Consider the following 21,179-nt stretch of genomic DNA (forward strand, 5'->3'; position numbering starts at 1 on the left):
ACCGAATCCCCACAGTGCGGAAGAGTTCGTCCCGCGGCTTTGTTGCGGCGGGTCGGTCTCTTGACCCGGTCGGAGTGCGGGGGGAGTGTGGCGAGGGAGGGGCAACGTGGCTCCCGGGGGTGGGACATGAGCACACAGGACGATCGGGTGGCCGAGTTCCATCGCTTGCACTCCGGTGGGACGTTCGTGATGCCGAACCCGTGGGACGCGGGAAGTGCCCGAGCCCTGGAGCAGGTGGGTTTCAAGGCGCTCGCCACGACGAGTGCCGGGTTCGCCTGGACGACGGGGCGTGCGGACAACCAGGCCACGCTCGAGATGACGCTCGAGCACCTTCGGGCGGTGGTCGATGCCGTGCAGCTCCCGGTGAGTGCGGACTTCGAGGGTGGCTACTCCGTTGATCCCGAGGGAGTCGCCCGGAACGTGAAGCTGGCGGCCGGCACCGGGATCGCCGGCCTTTCGATCGAAGACTCCACGGGCGACCCGGCGCAGCCGCTGCATGGTTTCGAGTTGGCCGTCGAGCGGGTCGAGGCCGCGCGCCAGGCGGTCGACGACAGTGGGACGGGGATCGTCCTCACCGCTCGCTCCGAGGGGTTCGTGGTCGGGCGGCCGGACCTCGACGAGACCATTCGACGGCTGCAAGCATTCGCGGAGGCCGGCGCCGACTGTCTCTACGCGCCACGGATCGGGACCGCTGAACAGGTCGCGGCAATCGTCGCCGCGGTGTCACCGAGACCGGTGAACCTGTTGATCAACGCACCGTTCATCACTGTCGCGGAAGCGGCGGCGCTCGGCGTCCGTCGGATCAGCGTCGGGGGCACCCTGGCGCGCGCCGCTTGGGCAGGCTTTCTCCAGGCAGCGCGGGAGATCGCGGACGCGGGTACGTTCTCGCGGTTCGAGCACCTGCCGGACGTCGACGCGCTGCTGCGCAATCCCTAGCCGCCGACCGACATCTGTTACCGGCGCGAGCGTTGTCGGCGTCTTGTGTGGGTTCCGCGGACGACGCAGGAACGGCTTGGTGGTGGGGTGTACCGGGTGGCGTTGGCTTGGCTGGTCAGGGCGGTGGAGAGCTTGGTCAGCCAGGTCTGCAGGGCGATCACGGGCACTGAGTTGCCAGTGAGGCGGCGGCTCAAACGTGGCCATTGACCCGCGGCGCCGGGGCGCCGCGGGTCCGGCTGGGGTCAGGGGACCCAGTGGTTGTGGGTGACGGTGATCATGACCTGGAGCTGGATGCTGGCGGAGTAGTAGCTGTCGGTGCCGATCGGGGTGTTGAGCATCTTGTTCCACAGGGCGTCCAGCCAGGCCTGGCCGCCGGGGTCGGTCATGGCGGTGACGGCGAACGGGGCGAAGAAGGCTGGTTCGCTGCCGGTGGAGATCTGGGTGCCGTTGAGGCGGTAGCCCAGGGCGATCTGGTCGGGGTTGCCGCCGGTCTTCGACCTGATCCACGTGTTGAGTTTGCGGGCCGCGGCCAGCGACCTGGAGTCCGCGCTGATGACCGCGTCCTCGCCGATTCGCCACGGCGTACGGCAGGCGTTCCACCAGAACTGGCCGTCGTTCGGGTCTTCCAGGACCTGGCCGGGAGCCGGGCGCGGGGAGGTGTTGGTGTTGACGACGAAGTCGGGCAGCAGGCCGGTGCTCGGGGCGAAGCCGGACTGGAGGGTGGCGATCGCGGTCTGGTGGGCGTTGCGGACGGTGTCCCAGGCGCTGTCGCCGGTCGCGGTGCGGAAGGCGCGGAAGTGGTCGACCATCCAGTCCGACGTCCGGGAGATGTAGTAGTACTGGTCGCCGGAGCTCGACCAGTCGCCGAGTTTCAGCAGGTTGGTGGACGGGTTGAGCTCGTCCTTCTTGATTGCGTTGATGTGCCGGATCGCCAGCTGCTTGTAGTTGTACGTGCCGGCGCTGCCCCACTGGCGGTCGGCCAGCAGCAGTCCGTAGGCGACGTCCATGTCGCCGTCGGTCGCGCCGTCGCCGCCGTTCACGCTGCGGCAGTTGACGTCCTGCTCGGCGGCGAGCAGGTCCGGGTTGACCGACGACGGGTGGTCGATCGTCCACTTCACCAGGCCGTCGAAGATCTTCTTCGCGTCCGGGTCCGCGCCGGCCATCGTCGCCGCGATCACCATCCCGTAGCCCTGCGCCTCGGCGACGTACGGGTGGTCCGCGTCCGGCGAGATCACCTGGTACCAGCCGTTGCCGCAGTTCTGCCGGACGAAGGCCGCCTTCCAGCGTTGGTAGTAGTCGACCACCTTCGCGTCGAGCGCGGACTGCGTGCCCGACGGCCGCAGCATCCCCGCGGCGTACGGGATCGTGTGCCCGCCGAACGGCACCGCCGCGTCGCCACTTCCCGGCGGCGGCCCGCCGTTGCCGCCGTACACCTGGAACTCGTACAGCGAGTACCCGTACGACGTGCCGCGCGCCGTCCCGTTGATCCGGACGAAGCGGGCGGTGCCGGCCACGGTCACGTCGTCGGTGCCGCCGTCGCCGCTCGTGGTCGAGTAGGCGTTGGTCCAGCTCGAGCCGTCGGTCGAGATCCGGACCTGGTACGACTTCGCGTACGCCGCCTCCCAGGTCAGCTTGACCCGGGAGATCGCCTGCGCGCTGCCGAGGTCGACCTGGATCCACTCCGGGTCATGCCCCTCGATCGACGCCCAGCGCGTCGACGCGTTGCCGTCGACCGCCTTGGCGGCTTCGAAGCCGGAGCCTTCGATCGAGGACGCCGTCGCCGGTTTCCCCTGCGACAGAAGGGTTTCGGCCGCGTCGGCCGCTGACGGCATCAAGAGCGATGCCACCAGCGCGGTGGCCAGTCCGAAGGCACTCATCACTGCTGTTCGTCTCACTGGCGGTTCTCCGTCGTGGGGAAGTACAGCTGACTGATAGGAAACTTTCCTAATGGTGCGAGCGAGAGTAGACCGCCGTACGGCGACCCAGCAAGACCTCGGCGGCGAGCCGCCGAAATGCGCCCGGTCCGGCGGCGCTCGAGGTTCAGAGACCCGGGAGGGGCATGATGGAGTGGTGAACCGGCTCGTCGACTGGATTCTCGGCCTGCAGGGAGTGGTCCTCTACGGGATGGTAGGGCTGCTGGTTTTTGCCGAGGACGCGTTGTTCGTCGGTTTCGTCATTCCTGGCGAGACTGTGGCCGTGCTGGGCGGGGTAGCTGCGAGCCGTGGCCACGTGTCGCTGCCGGTGATGGGAGCTGTCGTGGCCGGCGCGGCAATTCTCGGCGACAGCGTGGGGTTTGAACTAGGCCGCCGGTTTGGCCCCAAGCTCCTGCAGTCCCGACTGCTTCGCCGCCACACCGATCGCATCGAGACCGCACGAAAGAAATTGGCGCGTCGAGGTGGCGCTGCGGTGTTCCTCGGCCGATTCGTCGCGTTCCTGCGTGCCACCACCCCGGCGCTGGCTGGAATGGCCGGCATGCGGTACCGGACGTTCCTGGCCTTCAACGCGGCCGGCGGTCTCGTGTGGGGAGCAGGTGTCGTTCTGCTCGGCTACCTGGCGGGCAACTCCTACGCTGCTGTCGAGAAGACCTTCGGCCGTGCGATCGCCCTGGTCGTTCTTGGGCTGGTCCTGATTGCTCTCGTGGGCTGGAGAGTCCGCCGCCACTTCCGGCACTGACCGCCGACCTGCCGGCACCTCGACCGGTGAGGTTGCAGATGCCGGGCAGGTCCGCTTCCCACTAGCGGGAAGCCACAATGGGCGCTCGCGGCGACGCCCGCCGAGGCCGTCCGGGCAGATCCTGAGCCTGACCACAGGTTCAGGAAGGACGCACCATGCGAACGACATCCCGAACTGCCCTGGCGCTGACCGGCATCACCGGACTGCTCCTGGCAGGGCTGACTGCTTGCGGCAGCGGCAGCGGCAACGACTCCACGGGGAGCGCGACGCCCACCAACACGAAGGTCGGCATCCTGCTGCCCGACACGGCGTCCTCGCCGCGCTGGGTCTCCGCCGACCCGAACGAGCTGAGGCAGCAGTGCTCCGAGCACAAGCTGACCTGCTACATCGACAACGCCAACGGAAGTGCCACCACGCAGCAGTCCCAGGCCCAGGCGCTGATCAACGCCGGCGTCGGCGTCCTGATGGTGGTGAACCTGGATCCCGGTTCGGGCAAGGCCATCGAGGCGCTGGCCCAGCAGCACAACGTGGTCACCATCGACTACGACCGGCTCACCACCGGCGGCACGGCGTCGTACTACGTCTCGTACGACAACGTGAAGGTCGGCTCGGACCAGGGCACCGCGTTGACGCAGTGCCCGGAGGTGAAGGGCAAGAGCGCGGTCGGGTACGTCGAGATCGACGGCGCCGCCACCGACAACAACGCGACACAGTTTGCCCAGGGCTACAACTCGGTGCTGTCCAAGCAGCCCGGCTGGACCAAGCTCGCGGACCAGAGCGGCAACTGGGACGCCGCCACCGCGCAGACCGTGTTCACCACGATGCTCGGCCGGCACCCCGGCCTGAACGCCGTGATGGTTGCCAACGACACCATGGCGCAGTCGGTGATCAACGTGCTGAAGGCGCAAGGTCTGGCCGGCAAGGTCGCGGTGTCCGGGCAGGACGCCACTGCCGGCGGCCTGGACAACGTGATGGCCGGCACCCAGTGCTTCACCGTGTACAAGCCCGTCGCGGGTGAGGCCGTGGTCGCGGTCGACCTGGCCGCGAAGATCCTCGCCGGGCAGAAGCCGACCGCCCCGGCGACCGTCAAGGATCCGTCGACGGGCCGGGAGGTCCCGGCGTACCTCGCCGATCCGACCGTCATCACCAAGGCGAACGTCGCCCTTCCGGTGAAGGACGGCTACCTGACCGCCGCGGCCGTGTGCCCCACGTCCGCGCTGGCGAAGGTCTGCGCGCTCAACGGCATCAAGGTCCCGTGATCCACACCAGTCGGTGGGGCCGGCCCGGTCGGCCCCACGTCCAACAGAACAGGTGGCAGGCATGACCATTCACCCCACGCTGGAGCTGAGCGGCGTCGACAAGTCGTTCGGCCCGGTGCACGTGCTGACGGCGGTGGACTTCACCGCGACCGCGGGCGAGGTGACCGCTCTGGTCGGGGACAACGGGGCGGGCAAGTCGACGCTGGTCAAGTGCATCGGCGGCATCCACCGCATCGACGCCGGCCAGTTGTTCGTCGACGGTACGCCGCAGACGGTGCTCGACCCGCGGGAGGCCGCGCGGCTCGGCATCGAGATCGTGCACCAGGACCTCGCGCTGTGCGACAACCTCGACATCGTCCAGAACATGTTTCTCGGCCGCGAGCGGATCTCCCGGCTGCGCACGCTGGACGAGAATGCGATGGAGAAGCTGGCCCGGCAGACGCTGGCGTCGTTGTCGGTCCGTACGGTTCACTCGGTCCGGCAATTGGTGTCGAGCTTGTCCGGCGGTCAACGGCAGACCGTGGCGATCGCCAAGTCCGTGCTGTGGCAGTCGAAAGTCGTCGTACTCGACGAGCCGACCGCGGCCCTCGGCGTGGTCCAGACCGCGCAGGTGCTCGACCTCGTACGTCGCCTGGCCGACCAGGGCGTCGCGGTGATCCTGGTGTCGCACAACATGAACGACGTGATGCAGGTGGCCGACTCGATCGGCGTCCTGTTCCTCGGGCGGATGGCCGCCCAGGTCAGGCGCCGCGACGTCACCCAGACGCAGGTCGTCGAGCTGATCACCACGGGCCGCACGGGCGCTCTCGGGCTGCCCGAGCAGACGACGGGAGCGGTGGCATGAGCGCCCACGTCGTCGAACAGTCCAGGCCAGAGCCGGTGGACGAGCCCGGCTCGGTGGCGACGTACCTCAAGGAGTACCTGGCCCGCGTCCGTGGTGGCGAGCTCGGCTCGATCCCCGCGCTCGCGGGGCTGATCGTGATCACCGGCGTCTTCGCCGTCGTCCATCAAGGCTTCTTGAGCGCCTACAACCTCGAGGCCCTGGTGATCCAGGCGGCGCCGATCATCGTGATGGCGATGGGCCTGATCTTCGTGCTGCTGCTCGGCGAGATCGACCTGTCCGCCGGTACGACGGGAGGCCTGTGCTCGGCGATCCTCGCCGTACTGATCCTGCGGCACGGCGTGACCTGGTGGCTGGCCCTCGTCATCGGGCTGGCGGCCGGGGTCGCGATCGGCCTGGGCATGGGCTGGTTGCGCGCCCGGGTCGGCATCCCGTCGTTCGTCATCACCCTCGCGACGTTCCTCGCCTTCCAGGGCGTCACGCTGATCCTGGTCGGTGGCCAGGGATCGGTGAACCTGCCCGACGGCTCGCCGCTGATCGGGCTGGAGAACAGCTTCGTCCCGCTGTGGCTCGGCTGGACGCTGCTGGCGGTGTTCGTCGCCGGGTACGCCGCGCTCAAGGTGAACGACGTGCTCGGCCGTCGCCGCGACGGGCTCAGCCATCCGCCGTACGCGGTGATCGCGGCGAAGGTCGTCGCGCTGGCCGCGCTCGGCGCCCTGTTCACCTACGAGATGGGCGTCAACCGCAACCTGACCGTGAACGCGTTCTTCGCCAACAAGGCGCAGGGCATGCCGTGGGTCGTCGTCCTGCTGGTGCTCCTGTACGTCGTCTGGCACTTCGTCCTCACCAGGACCCGGTACGGCCGCCACCTGTTCGCCGTCGGCGGCAACGAGGAGGCATCCCGTCGCGCGGGCGTCGTCGTGTCCCGGATCCGGATCTCGGCGTTCGCCATCTGTTCCGGGATGGCGGCCGTCTCCGGCGTCGTCGCGGCGTCGTTGCTGCAGTCGGTCCAGTCCAACGCCGGCGCGGGGAACACGCTGCTGCTGGCGGTCGGAGCCGCGGTCATCGGCGGCACCTCGCTGTTCGGCGGGCACGGCCGCGTGATCGACGCCGTCCTCGGCGGTCTGGTCGTCGCCGTCATCACCAACGGCATGAGCGACCTCATCCAGGGCGCGAACTCGGCTGGGTACGAGTGGGTCGTCACCGGCGCGGTGCTCCTGCTGGCCGCGGGTTTCGACGCCGTCGTACGGCGTGGTCGCGCCGGCTAGCCACTTCGCCATCGCCGGGCCGGACCCCTCAGGGGTCCGGCCCGGTTTCGTGTGTGTGCACGCAAGGGCAGTACCTGCCAGCAGGTACGCCGGGTTTCCCGGCAGCCGGTTCCCGGGTTGGGTGCTCACCTCGACGACCTGGCCGCGGATCCCGCAGATCCTTGCTGGTATGGACATCCCGAACCGCACCGATGAGCTGAGGGACCGCTTCGAGGCCGAGGCCCTCCCGCTGCGACCACGCCTGTACTTCGCCGCCCTGCGGCTGGCCGGGAACCACGCCGACGCCGAGGACCTGGTGCAGGAGATGTACCTGCACGCCTACCGGGGCTTCGCCCGCTTCGAGCCGGGGACGAACCTCAACGCCTGGCTGCACCGGATCCTGCGCAACGCGTTCATCAACGGCTACCGGCAACGGCAGCGCCGGCCGGTCGTCGTACCGGAGGACGCGAGCTCGAACTCCCGTCTCGACCAGGCGGAGGTGGAGCTGTCCGCCGAGGCCACCGTGGTCGACGCGCTGCCGGACCAACGGCTCCAGGACGCGCTGTGGTCGTTGCCCGAGCGGTACCGCCGCGTGGTCCTGCTGCACGACGTCGACGGCTTCAGCTACAAGGAGATCGCCAGCATGGTCGGTGCCCCGCTCGGCACGGTCATGTCGCGCCTGCACCGCGGCCGCAAGGCCCTGCGCGAACAACTGCGGCCGGAGCTGCTCGAGGTTGCTTGAACCCCGGCGGCTCCGGCCGTTTGAACGGCGTCGTTCAGCGGCGTCGGTCGTGGATCAGATCGGCGGTCGCGATGGCGAGCGCCACCAGCATCAGCGCGGAAGCGCACAGGATCGTGTCCGACACCGTGGTCGCGTAGTTGTGGTCGGAGCTGGTGAGGATCCGGTAGAAGATCGTCGCCAGTACGGCGGTACCGATGGCCCCACCGACTCGCTGAGCGGTTTGCAACGCACCACCGGCCGCACCTGCCATCCGTACCGGGACGTTCTCCAAGCTCAGCGTGATGTTCGGCGACGTGACGAGACCGCCGCCGAGCCCGGCCAGCAGCAGAGGTACGGCGACCACCCACACGGCGTTGTCGCCGCCGTGGTGGCGCAACAGCAACGCGGTGAGCGCGAGGCCCACGGTGGTCGCGACCAGGCCCGTGACCGTGAGGACGCGCCCGAGCCGATTCACGAGCCGGCCGGCGACAGCCGCCGACGCGGCGACGCCCAGCGCGAACGGCGTCACGGCCAGACCGGAGCGCAGCGGTGAGTAGCCGAGCCCGTCCTGGAAGAACAACGCGAGCACGAGCCAGATCCCGGTGAAGCCGACGAAGTAGACCATGCCGATGAGCGACCCGGCGGCGTACCCGCGGGTGTGCACGAGCCTCGGGTCGAGGACCGGCTCGCGGCCCCGGCGTACCGTGCGAACCTCCCACCAGGCGAAGGCGGTGAGCAGCAGCCCGGCCGCCACGAACAGCCACCAGTCATGGGCGAACCCGTGGCTCTCGGCGTCCACGAGCGGCAGCAGCAGGCTCAGGACACCGGCACCCAGCAGGAGACTCCCGGCCAGGTCCAGGTGGACTCGGCCGCGGCCACCCGCACCGGTGGGGAGGAACTTCGCGGCAAGCACCAGAGCCAGTACGCCGATCGGAACGTTGACGTAGAACACCCAGCGCCAGGCCTCCGGACCGGAGACCAACGTGATGATCAGGCCGCCGACCACCGGGCCGGTGGCTGTGGCCAAGCCGACGGTGGCGCCGAGTACGCCGAACGCTCTACCTCGCTCGCTGCCTTCGAACAGTTCCTGAATCAGCCCGGAGTTCTGCGGGATCAGCATGCCCCCGGCGAAGCCCTGGAGCAGCCGGGCGGCGATCAGCAGGTCGATGGTCGGCGCGGCGCCGGTGAGCGTGCTGGTCACGACGAACGCCGCCAACGCGATCATGAACATCCGGCGGCGTCCGAAAGCGTCGCCGAGCCGGCCCGCCGGGACCAGTGCCAGCCCGAAGGCGAGTGCGTAGCCCGAGACGACCCACTGCGCGCTGCCGGCCTGGACGTCGAGCCCACGCTCGATGGACGGCAGGGCCACGTTGACGATGCTGACGTCGAGCAGGGCCATGAAGGCGGCGAGCTGGCTGACGGTCAGGGCCCGCCAGCGGCCGGGGAAGTTCGCCGTACGGGGGAGTGCCGGAGCGGTGCTCATCGCTCGGGCAGGGGGCCGGCCGCGACCTGCAACGTCACGGGTGCGGCGTTCTGGAAGGTCAGCGTGACCGGGAACCACTGCCCGGGGACCAGGGACTGCCGGAAGCCGTGGAGCTCGATGCCGGTGGTCAGCTCGAGGTCGCTCTGGGCGTCCGTCGGGAGAGGGATCCGTGGGACGGCGTGCCCGTCCTGCTCGAACGTCGCGTGCTCGGCGACCGGAGTCGAGACGCCGACCAGCGCGTCGGCGGTCGTCGCGGACTCGTTCGTCATCGCCAGCCGGAGCGGAGCGGCGGCGCCGACGTTCAGGCCCCGCGGCGCGTCGACCCAGCTGTCGTCGACGACGATCTGCCCGGTGCGGGCGTCGGTGCCGCCGCCGGGGAGATCCTGGTACGGGTCCGGGGTCGAGCACCCGGCCAGCATTCCGAGGGCCAGGAGAGCGGGCAGCAGAACGGGTAGCCGGCGCATCGTCCGGCGACTCGGCATCTTCATCATCGGGTCCTCGTCGTGAGAAGGGGTTGTCCAGTGCAACGGTCCCGCGCCGGGGCCGCGGTGTCGCCGTGGACAGCGGCCATCAGGGATTCCTGCTGGCCGGAAACCCTGCCGGGGCGGCAGCGGGCATACTCGGTGGCATGACGACGGATCCGGGCTCTGACGGTGACGGCGGCCCGGCGGCGGCGCGGGTGCTGCTGGTCGAGGACGACGTACTGCTCCGCGAGGGACTGGCCAGTTTGCTGGCCCGGTCGGGGTTCGAGATCGTCGGGCAGACCGGTGACAGCGCCTGGATCCTGCCGTTGGTCCGTGAGCTGACGCCGGACCTGGTCCTGATGGACATCCGGATGCCGCCGACCCACACCACCGAAGGGCTGGACGCGGCCCGGGAGATCCGCAAGGAGTTCCCCGCGACCGGGATCCTGGTGCTGTCCGCGCACGCCGAGGTCGAGCACGCGATGGAGCTGCTGGCCACCGGCCAGAGCATCGGCTACCTGCTGAAGAGCCGGGTGACCGACGTCGAGGAGTTCGTCGACACGCTGCACCGGATCGTCAAGGGCGGCTCGGTGATGGACCCCGCGCTGGTGCAGGAACTGGTCACCGCGCGCCGGCGCAACGACCCGCTGGCCGAGCTCAGCCCGCGTGAGCACGAAGTCCTGGCGCTGATGGCCGAGGGCCGGTCGAACGCCGGGATCGCGCGGGCGCTGTGGGTCACCGAGGGCACCGTGGAGAAGCACGTCCGGCACATCCTGGCCAAGCTGAGCCTGCCCGAGACCGACAACGACCACCGGCGGGTGCTCGCCGTGGTCACCTTTCTCGAGACCCGCTGAGCGCTCAGGCCGTGCGCTCGAGCACGCCGCGGATCGCGTCGGCCGACAGCCCGGTCTTGGGCAGGAACCCGGCCACCGGGCTGGCCGCGATCAGGTCGGCGAAGTCCTCCTCGGCGTGGGTCGAGATCAGGATCAGGCTCGACGGCGCCAGCCGCGCCTCGGCCGTCAGCCGCCGTACGACGTCGAAGCCGCTCTGCTCGCCGAGGTGGATGTCGACCAGCGTGACGTCCGGCGTGAGCTCCGCGGCGTACCGCAGGGCGTCCTCGCTGCTCGTGGCCACGGCCACGACCACCAGTCCTTCGCTCTCCAGCAGGCCGCGCGCGGCCGCCAGGAACCGGGCACTGTCGTCGATGATCAGGCAACGCAACGTCATGGGACCACCTTCGCAAAGGACGGGCCACCCGACATCCTGGCTACCGGTACCTTTCGGCGGCGTACGGACCCGCCCGCCCGGGTTGATACTGGCAGGCATGGCGACGACGAACGGTCCGCTCGTGCGCTGGTCGATCAGGGTGCTGGCCAGCGTCGCGATGGTGGCCGTGGTGACCGGTGCGGTGCTGCTGCTGAGGCCGCACGTCGAGGTGCTGAACCTGCTGGTGCTCTACCTCCTGGCCGTGCTGCCGGTCGCCATCCGCTGGGGCGCGCGGCTGGCCGCCTTCACGTCCGTGGTCAGCATCTCGGTGTTCGTGCTGCTCGTCCCGCCGGTCGGGTCGCTGCTGATCGCCGACTCGCGCGAGCTCGTCGCGCTGGCGGTCTTCCTGGTGACAGCCGTTGTCGTGGGCAACCTCGCGGCGCGGTCCCGACGGTCGGCGTTGGAGTCGGCCCGGCTGAGCGAGGAGCAGTCGGCCTTGCGCCGGGTCGCCACGCTGGTCGCGGAGTCGAGTCCGCAGTCTGCGGTCTTCGAGGCGGTCACCCGGGAGGTCGGACTGCTCTGCGGCGCTGATCTGGCCCGGATGGAGCGGTACGAGCCGGACGGGACGGTGTCCGGAGTGGCGGCCTGGAGCCGGGTGCCCGTCCAGCTCGCCGTTGGAACCCACTTCGCCCTTGACGGGTTGAGCGTCGCTCGTGAGGTACGCCGGGCCGGCGGTCCGGTCCGGCTGGACAGCTTCGCCGGCGCCACCGGCGCGATCGCGGGGGAGGCGCTGGCGCTCGGGATCCGTTCGTCGATCGGCTGCCCGATCGTCGTCGCCGGTCGTTTGTGGGGCGTGATCGCCGCCTCGACCAAGAGCGACGATCCCTACCCGGCGAACATCGAGTCGCAGATCGCGAACTTCACCGAGCTGGTCGCCACCGCCGTCGAGAACGCCGAGGCGCGCGGGGAGCTGCGCCGGATGGCCGACGAGCAGGCCGCGTTGCGGCGGGTCGCGACGCTGGTCGCCCGCGGGGTGGCGCCGGATCTGGTGTTCGCGGCGGTCGCGCGGGAGGTCGTTCACCTGGTCGGCGCCGACGCGGCGGCCGTCGTACGGGCCGATTCGGACGGGATGGCGACACTGCTGGCCACCCACAGCGCGAGTGAGCAGGAGACGCTGACCGCGGGCAGCCGGTGGACGCCGGAGCAGCCGTCGCCCATCGCGACGGTGCTCGCGACCGGAGGTTCGGCTCGCCTCGACAGCCCGGACCCGGCGGATCAGCCCGATCTGGTGCGCCTGCTGGGGGTTCGGTCGGCGGTCGCGACCGCGATCATCGTCGAGGGCCGGTGCTGGGGGAGCATCAGTGTGGCCTCCCGGCGTGATCCGTTCCTGCCGGCCACCGAGCAGCGGCTGTCGGAGTTCACCGAACTGGTCGCGACCGCGATCGCGAACGCGGAGGCCCGGACCAAGCTGACCCGGTCCCGCGCCCGCATCGTCGCCACCGCCGACGAGACCCGCCGCCGGATCGAGCGCGACCTGCACGACGGCGCGCAGCAGCGGCTCGTCTCGCTGGCGCTCAACCTGCGCGGCGCCCAGAGCACGGTGCCCGCCGAGCAGCCCGAACTGCGCGAGAGCATCAGCCAGGCCGTCGTGGACCTGCAGGAGGTGATCGAGGAACTGCGCGAGATCTCGCGCGGCATCCACCCAGCGATCCTGTCCGAAGGCGGCCTGGGCCTGGCGCTCCGCGCGCTGGCCCGACGCTCGGCCATCCCGGTCGAGCTGCACCTGGACGTCACGGCCCGGTACCCGCAGGCCGTGGAGGTGGCGGCGTACTACGTGATCTCGGAGGCGATCACCAACACCACCAAGCACGCCAAGGCCGGCTACGCCGAGGTCACCGTCGAAGAACGCGACGGCGCCGTCCTGCTCCGCGTCCGCGACGACGGCGTCGGCGGCGCCGAGCCCCAACAGGGCTCAGGCCTGATCGGCCTCCACGACCGAGTCGAAGCCCTGTCCGGCGCGATCGACATCACCAGCCCCACAGGCCAGGGCACGCTGATCGAGGTAACCCTCCCCGTCGACCGCCAGGCAGGCCTCTAGGCGCGGGTCTTGGCCTGGTAGTGGCGGCGAGCCTTCATGCGGTTGCCGCAGACAGCCATCGAGCACCAGCGCGCGGTGTTCGCCTTGCTGCGGTCGAGCAGGAACAGCCGGCACTCGGGGTTCTCGCACGGGCGAAGGCGGCTGGCTTTGGTCGCCTCCAGCTCGCTCCAGGCGAGGACCACCCGAACCACCGTACGGTGTGCCGCCGGTGCTTCGAGGGTCCAGGTGACGCCGTCGGCGGTCATGGTCGGGACCTGGCGGACGTCGCGCAGGAACGGAGTCAGGGCGCTCGGCGGCTCGTCGCCTCGTACGACGTCCTGCAGCACGGAACGCACCGCTGCCAGAGCCTGCCGCCCGTCCCGGCTCCGCGTCAGAGCCCAGGCTTCGGTCTGCTCCAGCAAGTCCTGCTCGACGCCCGCCACCTGGGGCGTGCTGTTCAGCAGGTCCAGCAGCAGCTCTTCGTCCGCCATCTTCTAACTCCCTCCGACGTGTTGACAGGTTACATGATGGGCTGCTTTCATCTCTAACCACCAAAGCCAATCAAGGGAGTTAGAGATGACGAGCGTGCACCACCGGTACCTCGAGGTCGACGGGCAGCGCCTCTTCTACCGCGAGGCCGGGCCGAAGGACGCGCCCGCGATCGTGCTGCTGCACGGGTTCCCGACCAGCTCGTACATGTTTCGCGAACTGATCCCGAGGCTGGCCGGACGGTACCGGGTGATCGCGCCGGACCTGCTCGGCTTCGGGCTGTCGGACTCGCCGTCGGTGCAGGAGTTCGACTACACGTTCGACGCGCTGGCCGAGCTGACCGACGGTCTGCTGCAGGCGATCGGCGTCGACGAGTACGCGATCTACGTGCAGGACTACGGCGCCCCGATCGGCTGGCGGCTCGCGCTCAGGGACTCGGCGCCCGTGACCGCGATCGTGACACAGAACGGCAACGGGTACGACGCCGGCTTCGTCGAGGGTTTCTGGCAGGTTGTCTGGGACTACCAGCAGGAGCAGAACGAGAAGACCGAGACGGCCGTCCGCTGGGCGCTCACCGTGGACGGCATCAAGTGGCAGTACGTCACCGGCGTCGCCGACGAGACCGTGGTCAGTCCCGACACCTGGCACCACGACCTGCAGAAGATGGCGCGTCCGGGCAACGATCTGGTCCAGCTGAAGCTGTTCCGCGACTACGCGACCAATCCGGCGCTGTACCCGAAACTCCACGAGTTTCTGAGGACCGCGCAGATCCCGGTCCTCGCAGTCTGGGGCGAGAACGACCCGATCTTCGCCCCCGCCGGCGCGCAGGCCTTCGCGACCGACGTACCCGACGCCGAGATCCACCTCCTCGACGGCGGCCACTTCCTCCTCGAGAGCCACCTCGAGGAGGCCGGCGACCTGATCACCAAGTTCCTCGACCGCTACCTCAGCCCGAGGTAGCAGCTCACCAGGTGTGGGCGACGTCGACGACGACGCGGTTGCCGGTCACGTTCGTCAGTTCGTCGCTGTTCGAGGGCTGGTAGGTCCAGTGCCCGGCGTCGTCGAACGCCTGGACGCCGAGCACGGTGTGCTTGGTGCGATTGGACTTCAAGTGTGGTCCCCCTTGGAGACACCTCTTGGATGCGCCCCCGGGGTCGGAAGTTGCAGGGAGTCCTGCTGTGGACTCTCGGGGTGAAGGCGACCACTGTGAGGCATGATCAGTAGCGCCGTACTGCCCGACGGGTGCACCGTCCGGGCTCCTGCGCCGACCGATGCCGAGGGGATCTTCGATCTGATTTCGGCCTACAACACCACGGTGGTCGGGTTTGCCGACTGCGCGCTGGACGACATCGCCGAGCGGATCGTCGAGCCGGGGTTCGACGCGGGGAACGACGGGTGGCTGGTGCTCGCGGCGGACGGGCTGCCGGTGGGGTACGGGTACGCGTTCGACAAGGGAGGGGGCGGGGACGTCGAGGTCGACATGATCTCGCAGGATCCGGCGGTCGCTTCCTGGCTCTACGACCGGACGATGGGGCGCGCCCGGGAGATCGGACGCGAGGGCGGTCACGCGCAGATCACCGTGGACGTCTTCGCCTACCGTGCCGACGAGGGGCTGCGGGACCTGCTGTCCGGCCACGACTTCGTTTCCGGTACGACGTACCGGCGGATGCGGATCGACCACACGGGTCCGGTCGCCGCCGCGGTGCTGCCGCCGGGGGTCGTGGTGCGCCGAGGGATGTACGACGACGAGAGCCGGCGGCGGGCGCACGACCTGATCGTCGAGTGCTTCCGCGGTCAGTTCGGCTTCGTTCCGCGCCCGCACGAGGACTGGCTGGCGTTCCGCGAGGCCAGTTCGCTGTTCGCCTGGTCGCAGCTGTGCCTGCTGGAGATCGACGGCAAGGCGGTCGCGTTCCGGGACTCCTGCGACATGTCGCTCGAGACCGCCAACTGCGGCCACATCGCCGGACTCGGTGTCCTCGAGGAGTACCGCGGAAGGGGCCTGGCCAAGTTCCTGCTGTACGACGCCTTCGCGCTGGACGCGGCCGCCGGACGGGACGGCACGATCCTGCTCGTCGACACCAACAACCCGACGCGGGCGCTGGAGCTGTACCTGTCGGTCGGTATGACCCCGAGCCTCACCTACGACGGCTGGCGCCGGGTGCTCCCGGTCGACTGACCCGGCCCGAGCGCCGGGCTGACCCGTGGTCTGCGGGAGAATCGCGGGATGCGGATCAGTCGGCGGGGGTTGGGGACTGTGGCGGTGGGCGTCGCGCTCGGTCTGGTCGCGGGGTGTTCCGCGATGACTCCGGCGCAGGAGCGGATGCACTGGTTGTCGCAGCTGGACGGGGTCGAGCGGGCTCAGCTGGTGCAGGACGGCGAGGACGAGCAGATCCTGCTGACGTTGGTGAAGCAGTTGCCGCAGGGCGACGTCAAGGCGCTGGTCGACAAGGTGAAGCGGGAGTTCCGCTCGTACGACGAGGACTACCACCGCAGCATCGAGGTGGATCTCGACGGGTTTCACGGGCGGTTCTACCCCTCCACGTCCACGAAGAACGACGCCGATCTGGCGCGGGCGCTCTGGCTGCGCGAGGACGGCCGGGCGACGGCGTCGGCGTACGGCGCCTCCGGGCTGGTGATCACGGCACCGGCCCAGGTGGTGGCGGCGGTTGCCCTTGGCATGGACGGGGCGGTGACGCCGGACGATGCGCGGCGTACGCACCGCGTCGAGGCCGCGGACCGTCGGGTCGTCGTCGAGTGGACCACCGCGCGCGACTTTCGGCTCGATCGGGAGGCGACGCAGGAGTTCGCCAATCTGCAGGCGCGGTACCCGGGGCTCACCGGCTGGATCAAGTGCCCGGAGCGCCGGGCCGGGATCTACTTCGCCGCGTCGGACCTCACGCTGGACGCCCTGCTGGCCGCGCCGCCGAAGGCCGCGCTCTTCGACAGGCTGGAGCTGGGCTGGGGCTGGTCCGGGCGCCGCACACCGTCTTCGCGGCCGCGTTCACGCCGCAGGTCCGTGCGCTCACGGCGGAACTGGCGAAGTTCCCCGGCGTCACCAGCCTCGACATCCGCGACAACGAGGGTGAGCCCGACCCCGCTTCGGTGACGGTCAAGGACCGTGCCGGGTACGTCGCCGCGGTGTCGACGCTGCGCCGGCTCTGGGACTCGTACCTGCCGATCCAGCTGGTCCGCAAGCCGTCCCCGTACCTCGGCGGTACGCCGGAGCCGGTCTTCCGGACTTCCGCGTACGACAAGGATCGCGAGTTCCGCATTCACGAGGCGCTCGCCGATCTGCCCGGCCTGGTCCGGGTGCAGATCGGCCCGGACGCGGCGAACCTGATCATCGTCCCGGACATCACCGACGCGGACCTGACCACGTCGCTGCGCGCGATGGCCCCGCTCGCGGCGGACCACACCATCCGCCTGTACGCCAGCTACGGCGCGGACACGACCCGGCTGACCTCGCTCGGCACCATCGCCAAACGCAAGTACAGCGGCGTGGATCCGGTGCCGCCCGCGGTCGGCCCGGGGCTGATCTCCCGCGTGACGTCCACCTGGGCGCAGGTCGGTCGTTGACGTAGGCCGGTACGGCGAGCTGCCGACCGCGGCGTACCGGAGGCCTGTTTTCCCCCAGGACCACCGGGTACCGCGAAAACATGTCTGCAGCCCTGCGACTCGTGACGCTGAACACCTGGGGAATCCGCGGCGACTGGCCGGCCCGGTTGGACCAGCTGCGCAGGGGATTCGAGCAGCTGGACGCCGACGTGATCACCTTGCAGGAAACGATCCTCACCGACGAGATCGACCAGGCCGCGGAGGTGCTCGGCCCGGCGTACCACCTCGCGCAGTCGTCGGATCGCGAGACGGACGGCCAGGGCATCACGACGGCCAGCCGCTGGCCGTTGGGCCGGGTGATCGAGCTCGACCTGCACCTCACCGAGCGGACGGGTGACTTCGCCTGCACCTGCTTGATCACCGAGGTGCTCGCGCCGTGGGGGCGCGTGTGGGTGGCGAACCACTTCCCCGACTACCAGGTCGATCACGAGCGCGAGCGGTGCCTGCAGACCGTCCTGGCCGCGCGCCGGCTGGAGGAACTCGTGGCGGAGTCGCCCGGGGACGTCGTGGTGGCCGGGGACCTCGACGCCGAGGACACTGCCGACAGCCTGCGGTTCTGGACCGGGCGGCACGTGATCGACGACCTGGGCGTTTGCTACTGCAGCGCGTGGGAGCTGGCTCGTCGCGGCGAGCGGCTCGAGACGTACGTCCGCGAGAACCCGCACTTCGAGGACGGCGAATGGCCGTTCCGGGGGATCGACCACGTCCTCGTGCGCTGCGGCGCCGACGGCCGCCCGACCCTGCCGATCCTCAGCTGCGACCGCGTCTTCGACCAGCCGGATCTGACCCCGAGCGACCACTACGGCCTGCTGGTGGAGCTCGGTACGCCGTCCAGCTAGTCGACGGCGGTCAGGGACTCGACCAGCTCGTTGACGTGGTGGTGGAAGGCGCGACCCTTCGGGAGCAAGCCGGGAGTCGCGTGAGCCAACTGGGTGTGGCCGAGGAACGCGGTGTAGGCGAGGAGCGCGCGGTCGCGGGCCCGAGCCGGGGAGAGTCCCTGCTCGGTGAACAGGCTGGTGAGGAACGCAAGACGCCGCTTGGTCACGCGGGTCAGCGTGGGGGAGACCAGGTCGTGCGAGGCGTTGGCCTGGAGGGCCAGCTCGACCGCGCCGGCGGTGTCGCGGGAGCCTTCGAGGATCGACGTGAAGGTCAGCCGGAGCAGGGCGCGCAGCCGGGTGGCGGCGTCCTGGGTGGTGTCGACGGCGGCGATCACGCGGTCGGTGTCGCGCTTCTCCCAGTGGTCCAGCGCCGCCGCGAGCAGCGCGTTGCGGTCGGCGAAGTGCCAGTAGAAGCTGCCCTTCGTCGTACCGAGTGACTTGGCCAGCGGTTCGACGGCGACCGCGGCGACACCGCCTTGGGCCAGGGCGCCGAGCGCGGCCCGGATCCAGTCGTCGGCGGTCAGAGACTCACGCTTCCCTCGGGGCATGACCATACGGTACCGTACGGACAGCCACCATACGGTGGCGTATGGAGGTACTGCCATGTTCGTACTGCGCACGCTCCGTTCCACCGTCCGGCGTTTCCCGATCCTCAGCTTCGTCGTCCTGGCCTGTCTGTTCGGCTGGATCCCCTACCTGTTCGGCTTGTACGGCGCCTGGTCCAGGCCCCAGAACTTTCCGTTCGGCCCGTTGCCCGCGGCGCTGATCGTGGTCGCCTGCCAAGGCCGCACCGAGTTGCGCGCGTGGGGCCGCCGCCTGCGTGACTGGCGGGTCGCGCCGAAGTGGTACCTGCTCGCCGTACTGGCGCCGGCGGTCGTCCAGTGCGGCAACGTGCTGATCAACCACGGACTCGGCGCGCCGCTGCCGACCGCGGAGCAGTGGGCGGACTGGCCCACCGTTCCGGCGATGATGGTGATCGTGCTGGTGCTGGTCGGCTTCGGCGAGGAGGCCGGGTGGTTCGCGTTCGCGGCGCCGATCCTGCTGCGCCGGCACGGCCTCCTGCTCGTCTGGGTGCTCGCGTCCGCGATGCGGATCTTCTGGCACCTGCCGCTGATGCTCAGCGGCCACCTGTCCTGGACGGTGGGCATCGTCGGGAACGCGGCGTTCGTGATGGTGATGCTGCAGGTCTTCGTGGCGAGCCGCGGACGGTGGACGCCGATCGCCGTCTGGCACGCGACGCTGAACGCGTTCGGCGGGTCGTTCTTCTTCCAGATGGTGACCGGCGCCGACCGCGCCCGCCTCGACTACCTGCTCGCCGGCGTCTACACCGTGATCGCGATCGTCACCTACCTCGCCGGCCGGAAGACGTCAGCGCGGAGCGTCGCTCAGGTAGGCGAGTACGGCGAGGACGCGGCGGTTGGTGGTGTCGTCGTCGACGAGGCCGAGCTTGGTGAACAGGGACGTGGTGTGCTTGCTGATCGCGCTCTCGCTGAGGAAGAGCCGGCCGGCGATCGCCTGGTTGGACAGTCCTTCGGCCATCAGCGCTAGGACGTCGTGCTCGCGTTCGGTGATCCGGTCCAGCCGCCGGGTCGCCGAACCGCTCGACAGCAGTTTCGCGATCACGGCCGGGTCCATCGCCGTACCGCCGGCCGCGACGCGTTCGAGGGCGTCGACGAACTGGTCGGCCTCGAAGACGCTCTCCTTGAGCAGGTAGCCGATTCCCCCGGTGCCGTCGGCCAGCAGTTCACGGGCGTACAGCTGCTCGACGTGCTGGGACAGGATGAGCACCGGCAGCCCGGGGATCTCGCGGCGCGCGGCGAGCGCGGCGCGCAGACCTTCGTCGGACTGGGTCGGCGGCATCCGTACGTCGATCACGGCGACGTCCGGTCGCAGCGTGAGCAGCGCTTCGAGGGTCTCCGGTCCGGTGGACGCGGTGGCGACGACCTGGTGACCGTACGCCTCGACGAGGCGGACCAGGCCGTCGCGCAGCAGGTACAGGTCTTCGGCTACGAGGATTCGCATGGCACCGTCATCTTCACACGAGTCGGTCCGCCCGCCGGACTGGTCACGGCGAGCGTGCCGTCGAAGGCGGCCAGCCGGCGCTGCAGTCCCGCGAGCCCGCCACCTTGCCGTACGACGGCGCCGCCGCGACCGTTGTCCTGGACAACGATGCCGAGGGCACCGTCAGCGAGCTCGATCGAGATCGCGGCAGTCGTTGCCTCGGCGTGCCGGATCGCGTTGGTGACCAGCTCGACGATCGCGAAGTAGACCGCGGACTCGATCGGCGGCTCCACCCTCAGCGGCTCGGCGTCGACGGTGATCTCGAGCGGGCTGTCCAACGCGAAGGCGCGGACGGCGTCGACCAGCCCGCGTTCGTTCAGCACGGGCGGATTGATGCCCTGGACAAGTTCTCGCAGCTCGGTCAAGGACGTCGCGGCGCCGGCCCGGGCTTCCTGCAGCAAAGCTTTGGCCTGCTGGGGATCGGTGTCCATCAGCTTCTCCGCGGTGGCCAGCGAGAGGCCGAGGGCAACCAACCGGGCCTGGGCTCCGTCGTGCAGGTCGCGCTCGATCCGCCGGATCTCGGCGGCCTGCGCGATCGTCGTGTCCGCGCGCTGAGCGGTCAGCTCGGACACGCGTTCGGCCAGTGCGGTCGCTGCCGGCGGACGCAGGAACCGCACGGCGACCGGCTCGAGCAGCCGCCACCCGTACGGCGAACTGCCGATCCCGACGACCAGACCGGCGCCACCCGCGACGTACGACGAAGTCGCGAACCCCAAGGCTGCAAGGGCAATCGCGGCCAGAGGAATGAGAGCGGCGATGCCCGCTGTGAGCGCCACGATCTCCGCGAACCGCAGGTCGCGCCACGTCGCGGGATCACGGAGCTTGTGCCGCCACTCCTGCTCCTCGCGCGCCCGCTTGGCGGTCTTCGCGTAGCTGTACCCGTTCCACCAGTAGCCGGTCGACAGCTGCGTCACCGGCGGCGGCTCCAGGTACCCGGGCGGGATGATCGTGCCGGTCCATCGCCGGACCAACGAGCGGACCCAGCGACTGACCGGCCGCGACAGGCCGAGGGTGCCCACGGCCGGCAGCACCGCGAGCGGGACCCAGGTCCACGGGCTCTCGGCCCACAGCACGGCCAGTACGACGTACGCCGCCCAGAGTGCCGGCACGAGCATCGTCACTGCCGTCACCGCGCACGCCCGCCAGAACCCGACGCCCACGCCGGCTACCCATCGCATCATCGTCTCCATGCTCCCACCGTGCACCGCGCGGCGCCTGGAACAGAGCCG

General features: G+C 69.9%; 22 protein-coding genes. 13 read left to right on the forward strand and 9 right to left on the reverse strand.

Going from position 1 to position 21,179, the window contains the following annotated elements; all coding sequences use genetic code 11:
* Positions 1-126 precede the first annotated feature (126 nt).
* Complete coding sequence (locus ABD235_RS38365) at positions 127-936, forward strand: isocitrate lyase/PEP mutase family protein (protein WP_344183383.1); 810 nt, start codon at positions 127-129, stop codon at positions 934-936.
* A gap of 242 nt (positions 937-1,178) precedes the next feature.
* Here ABD235_RS38365 and ABD235_RS38370 read toward each other — a convergent pair whose 3' ends face one another.
* Complete coding sequence (locus tag ABD235_RS38370; RefSeq protein ID WP_344183385.1) at positions 1,179-2,813, reverse strand: glycosyl hydrolase family 8; 1,635 nt, start codon at positions 2,811-2,813, stop codon at positions 1,179-1,181.
* Positions 2,814-3,006: 193 nt separating this feature from the next.
* Between ABD235_RS38370 and ABD235_RS38375 the strand changes: the two genes are divergently transcribed.
* From ABD235_RS38375 to ABD235_RS38395, 5 genes are all read left to right on the forward strand, one after another.
* Positions 3,007-3,609, forward strand: a complete 603-nt coding sequence (locus tag ABD235_RS38375; RefSeq protein ID WP_344183386.1) for a DedA family protein — start codon at positions 3,007-3,009, stop codon at positions 3,607-3,609.
* Between the two features lie 155 nt (positions 3,610-3,764).
* The gene (locus ABD235_RS38380) at positions 3,765-4,868 is read left to right on the forward strand and encodes a sugar ABC transporter substrate-binding protein (protein WP_344183387.1); all 1,104 of its coding nucleotides are present in this window, start codon (positions 3,765-3,767) and stop codon (positions 4,866-4,868) included.
* A 61-nt stretch (positions 4,869-4,929) separates the two neighbouring features.
* Complete coding sequence (locus ABD235_RS38385; RefSeq protein ID WP_344183389.1) at positions 4,930-5,712, forward strand: ATP-binding cassette domain-containing protein; 783 nt, start codon at positions 4,930-4,932, stop codon at positions 5,710-5,712.
* Positions 5,709-6,977, forward strand: a complete 1,269-nt coding sequence (locus ABD235_RS38390; protein WP_344183392.1) for a sugar ABC transporter permease — start codon at positions 5,709-5,711, stop codon at positions 6,975-6,977. Before ABD235_RS38385 ends, ABD235_RS38390 begins: the two co-directional genes overlap by 4 nt.
* Positions 6,978-7,146: 169 nt before the next feature.
* Positions 7,147-7,698 (forward strand): sigma-70 family RNA polymerase sigma factor, encoded by a 552-nt coding sequence (locus ABD235_RS38395; RefSeq protein WP_344183394.1) that lies wholly within the window; start codon positions 7,147-7,149, stop codon positions 7,696-7,698.
* 34 nt (positions 7,699-7,732) lie between these two features.
* On the opposite strand, the gene ABD235_RS38400 is transcribed toward ABD235_RS38395, so the two are convergent.
* Both ABD235_RS38400 and ABD235_RS38405 read right to left on the reverse strand, forming a co-directional pair.
* On the reverse strand, positions 7,733-9,160 hold the full coding sequence (locus ABD235_RS38400; RefSeq protein WP_344183396.1) for an MFS transporter: 1,428 nt from the start codon (positions 9,158-9,160) through the stop codon (positions 7,733-7,735).
* Entirely contained in the window at positions 9,157-9,648 is a 492-nt protein-coding gene (locus ABD235_RS38405) for a copper chaperone PCu(A)C (protein ID WP_344183398.1), read from the reverse strand. The genes ABD235_RS38400 and ABD235_RS38405 overlap by 4 nt, the downstream gene beginning before the upstream one ends.
* A 140-nt stretch (positions 9,649-9,788) precedes the next feature.
* Here ABD235_RS38405 and ABD235_RS38410 point away from each other — a divergent pair, with 140 nt between their 5' ends.
* Complete coding sequence (locus ABD235_RS38410; RefSeq protein ID WP_344183400.1) at positions 9,789-10,478, forward strand: response regulator; 690 nt, start codon at positions 9,789-9,791, stop codon at positions 10,476-10,478.
* Positions 10,479-10,482: 4 nt separating this feature from the next.
* Here the strand turns inward: ABD235_RS38410 and ABD235_RS38415 are convergent, their stop codons facing one another.
* Complete coding sequence (locus ABD235_RS38415) at positions 10,483-10,851, reverse strand: response regulator (RefSeq protein WP_344183402.1); 369 nt, start codon at positions 10,849-10,851, stop codon at positions 10,483-10,485.
* Between the two features lie 97 nt (positions 10,852-10,948).
* On the opposite strand from ABD235_RS38415, the gene ABD235_RS38420 reads away from it, so the two are divergent.
* Positions 10,949-12,928, forward strand: coding sequence for a GAF domain-containing protein (locus ABD235_RS38420; protein ID WP_344183403.1), 1,980 nt, complete (start codon positions 10,949-10,951; stop codon positions 12,926-12,928).
* Here the strand turns inward: ABD235_RS38420 and ABD235_RS38425 are convergent.
* Positions 12,925-13,398: a CGNR zinc finger domain-containing protein gene (locus ABD235_RS38425; RefSeq protein WP_344183404.1), complete on the reverse strand. Its 474-nt coding sequence runs from the start codon at positions 13,396-13,398 to the stop codon at positions 12,925-12,927. The genes ABD235_RS38420 and ABD235_RS38425 overlap by 4 nt on opposite strands.
* An 85-nt stretch (positions 13,399-13,483) precedes the next feature.
* Between ABD235_RS38425 and ABD235_RS38430 the strand changes: the two genes are divergently transcribed.
* Positions 13,484-14,356 carry an alpha/beta fold hydrolase gene (locus tag ABD235_RS38430; RefSeq protein ID WP_344183405.1) on the forward strand — a complete coding sequence of 291 codons (873 nt, stop codon included), beginning with the start codon at positions 13,484-13,486 and terminating at the stop codon, positions 14,354-14,356.
* A gap of 4 nt (positions 14,357-14,360) precedes the next feature.
* On the opposite strand, the gene ABD235_RS38435 is transcribed toward ABD235_RS38430, so the two are convergent.
* The gene (locus tag ABD235_RS38435) at positions 14,361-14,507 is read right to left on the reverse strand and encodes a hypothetical protein (protein WP_344183406.1); all 147 of its coding nucleotides are present in this window, start codon (positions 14,505-14,507) and stop codon (positions 14,361-14,363) included.
* 102 nt (positions 14,508-14,609) lie between these two features.
* On the opposite strand from ABD235_RS38435, the gene ABD235_RS38440 reads away from it, so the two are divergent.
* The 4 genes from ABD235_RS38440 (at position 14,610) to ABD235_RS38455 (ending at position 17,850) form a co-directional block, all read left to right on the forward strand.
* Positions 14,610-15,572 (forward strand): GNAT family N-acetyltransferase, encoded by a 963-nt coding sequence (locus tag ABD235_RS38440; protein WP_344183407.1) that lies wholly within the window; start codon positions 14,610-14,612, stop codon positions 15,570-15,572.
* 48 nt (positions 15,573-15,620) lie between these two features.
* Complete coding sequence (locus ABD235_RS38445) at positions 15,621-16,502, forward strand: hypothetical protein (RefSeq protein WP_344183408.1); 882 nt, start codon at positions 15,621-15,623, stop codon at positions 16,500-16,502.
* Positions 16,499-16,972 carry a hypothetical protein gene (locus tag ABD235_RS38450; protein ID WP_344183411.1) on the forward strand — a complete coding sequence of 158 codons (474 nt, stop codon included), beginning with the start codon at positions 16,499-16,501 and terminating at the stop codon, positions 16,970-16,972. The genes ABD235_RS38445 and ABD235_RS38450 overlap by 4 nt, the downstream gene beginning before the upstream one ends.
* Positions 16,973-17,052: 80 nt before the next feature.
* The gene (locus ABD235_RS38455; RefSeq protein WP_344183412.1) at positions 17,053-17,850 is read left to right on the forward strand and encodes an endonuclease/exonuclease/phosphatase family protein; all 798 of its coding nucleotides are present in this window, start codon (positions 17,053-17,055) and stop codon (positions 17,848-17,850) included.
* On the opposite strand, the gene ABD235_RS38460 is transcribed toward ABD235_RS38455, so the two are convergent.
* The 3 genes from ABD235_RS38460 to ABD235_RS38470 form a co-directional block, all read right to left on the reverse strand.
* Entirely contained in the window at positions 17,847-18,437 is a 591-nt protein-coding gene (locus ABD235_RS38460) for a TetR/AcrR family transcriptional regulator (RefSeq protein ID WP_344183413.1), read from the reverse strand. The genes ABD235_RS38455 and ABD235_RS38460 overlap by 4 nt on opposite strands.
* Before the next feature lie 820 nt (positions 18,438-19,257).
* Positions 19,258-19,911 carry a response regulator transcription factor gene (locus tag ABD235_RS38465; RefSeq protein ID WP_344183414.1) on the reverse strand — a complete coding sequence of 218 codons (654 nt, stop codon included), beginning with the start codon at positions 19,909-19,911 and terminating at the stop codon, positions 19,258-19,260.
* A complete protein-coding gene (locus ABD235_RS38470) occupies positions 19,896-21,128 on the reverse strand; it encodes a sensor histidine kinase (protein ID WP_344183415.1) in 1,233 nt (410 codons plus the stop codon). The genes ABD235_RS38465 and ABD235_RS38470 overlap by 16 nt, the downstream gene beginning before the upstream one ends.
* Positions 21,129-21,179: the final 51 nt, after the last annotated feature.

The organism is Kribbella lupini (genome assembly GCF_039529595.1).
In the GTDB taxonomy this organism is placed as follows: domain Bacteria; phylum Actinomycetota; class Actinomycetes; order Propionibacteriales; family Kribbellaceae; genus Kribbella; species Kribbella lupini.

Excerpts from the sequence above, each read along its gene's own strand:
- ABD235_RS38465 (WP_344183414.1), bottom strand. The coding sequence starts at position 19,911 with ATGCGAATCCTCGTAGCCGAAGACCTGTACCTGCTGCGCGACGGCCTG.
- ABD235_RS38420 (WP_344183403.1), top strand. The coding sequence starts at position 10,949 with ATGGCGACGACGAACGGTCCGCTCGTGCGCTGGTCGATCAGGGTGCTG.
- ABD235_RS38460 (WP_344183413.1), bottom strand. The coding sequence starts at position 18,437 with ATGCCCCGAGGGAAGCGTGAGTCTCTGACCGCCGACGACTGGATCCGG.
- ABD235_RS38430 (WP_344183405.1), top strand. The coding sequence starts at position 13,484 with ATGACGAGCGTGCACCACCGGTACCTCGAGGTCGACGGGCAGCGCCTC.
- ABD235_RS38405 (WP_344183398.1), bottom strand. The coding sequence starts at position 9,648 with ATGAAGATGCCGAGTCGCCGGACGATGCGCCGGCTACCCGTTCTGCTG.
- ABD235_RS38365 (WP_344183383.1), top strand. The coding sequence starts at position 127 with ATGAGCACACAGGACGATCGGGTGGCCGAGTTCCATCGCTTGCACTCC.
- ABD235_RS38370 (WP_344183385.1), bottom strand. The coding sequence starts at position 2,813 with ATGAGTGCCTTCGGACTGGCCACCGCGCTGGTGGCATCGCTCTTGATG.
- ABD235_RS38470 (WP_344183415.1), bottom strand. The coding sequence starts at position 21,128 with ATGCGATGGGTAGCCGGCGTGGGCGTCGGGTTCTGGCGGGCGTGCGCG.
- ABD235_RS38385 (WP_344183389.1), top strand. The coding sequence starts at position 4,930 with ATGACCATTCACCCCACGCTGGAGCTGAGCGGCGTCGACAAGTCGTTC.
- ABD235_RS38380 (WP_344183387.1), top strand. The coding sequence starts at position 3,765 with ATGCGAACGACATCCCGAACTGCCCTGGCGCTGACCGGCATCACCGGA.
- ABD235_RS38445 (WP_344183408.1), top strand. The coding sequence starts at position 15,621 with ATGCGGATCAGTCGGCGGGGGTTGGGGACTGTGGCGGTGGGCGTCGCG.
- ABD235_RS38410 (WP_344183400.1), top strand. The coding sequence starts at position 9,789 with ATGACGACGGATCCGGGCTCTGACGGTGACGGCGGCCCGGCGGCGGCG.
- ABD235_RS38425 (WP_344183404.1), bottom strand. The coding sequence starts at position 13,398 with ATGGCGGACGAAGAGCTGCTGCTGGACCTGCTGAACAGCACGCCCCAG.
- ABD235_RS38440 (WP_344183407.1), top strand. The coding sequence starts at position 14,610 with ATGATCAGTAGCGCCGTACTGCCCGACGGGTGCACCGTCCGGGCTCCT.
- ABD235_RS38415 (WP_344183402.1), bottom strand. The coding sequence starts at position 10,851 with ATGACGTTGCGTTGCCTGATCATCGACGACAGTGCCCGGTTCCTGGCG.
- ABD235_RS38455 (WP_344183412.1), top strand. The coding sequence starts at position 17,053 with ATGTCTGCAGCCCTGCGACTCGTGACGCTGAACACCTGGGGAATCCGC.
- ABD235_RS38390 (WP_344183392.1), top strand. The coding sequence starts at position 5,709 with ATGAGCGCCCACGTCGTCGAACAGTCCAGGCCAGAGCCGGTGGACGAG.
- ABD235_RS38400 (WP_344183396.1), bottom strand. The coding sequence starts at position 9,160 with ATGAGCACCGCTCCGGCACTCCCCCGTACGGCGAACTTCCCCGGCCGC.
- ABD235_RS38395 (WP_344183394.1), top strand. The coding sequence starts at position 7,147 with ATGGACATCCCGAACCGCACCGATGAGCTGAGGGACCGCTTCGAGGCC.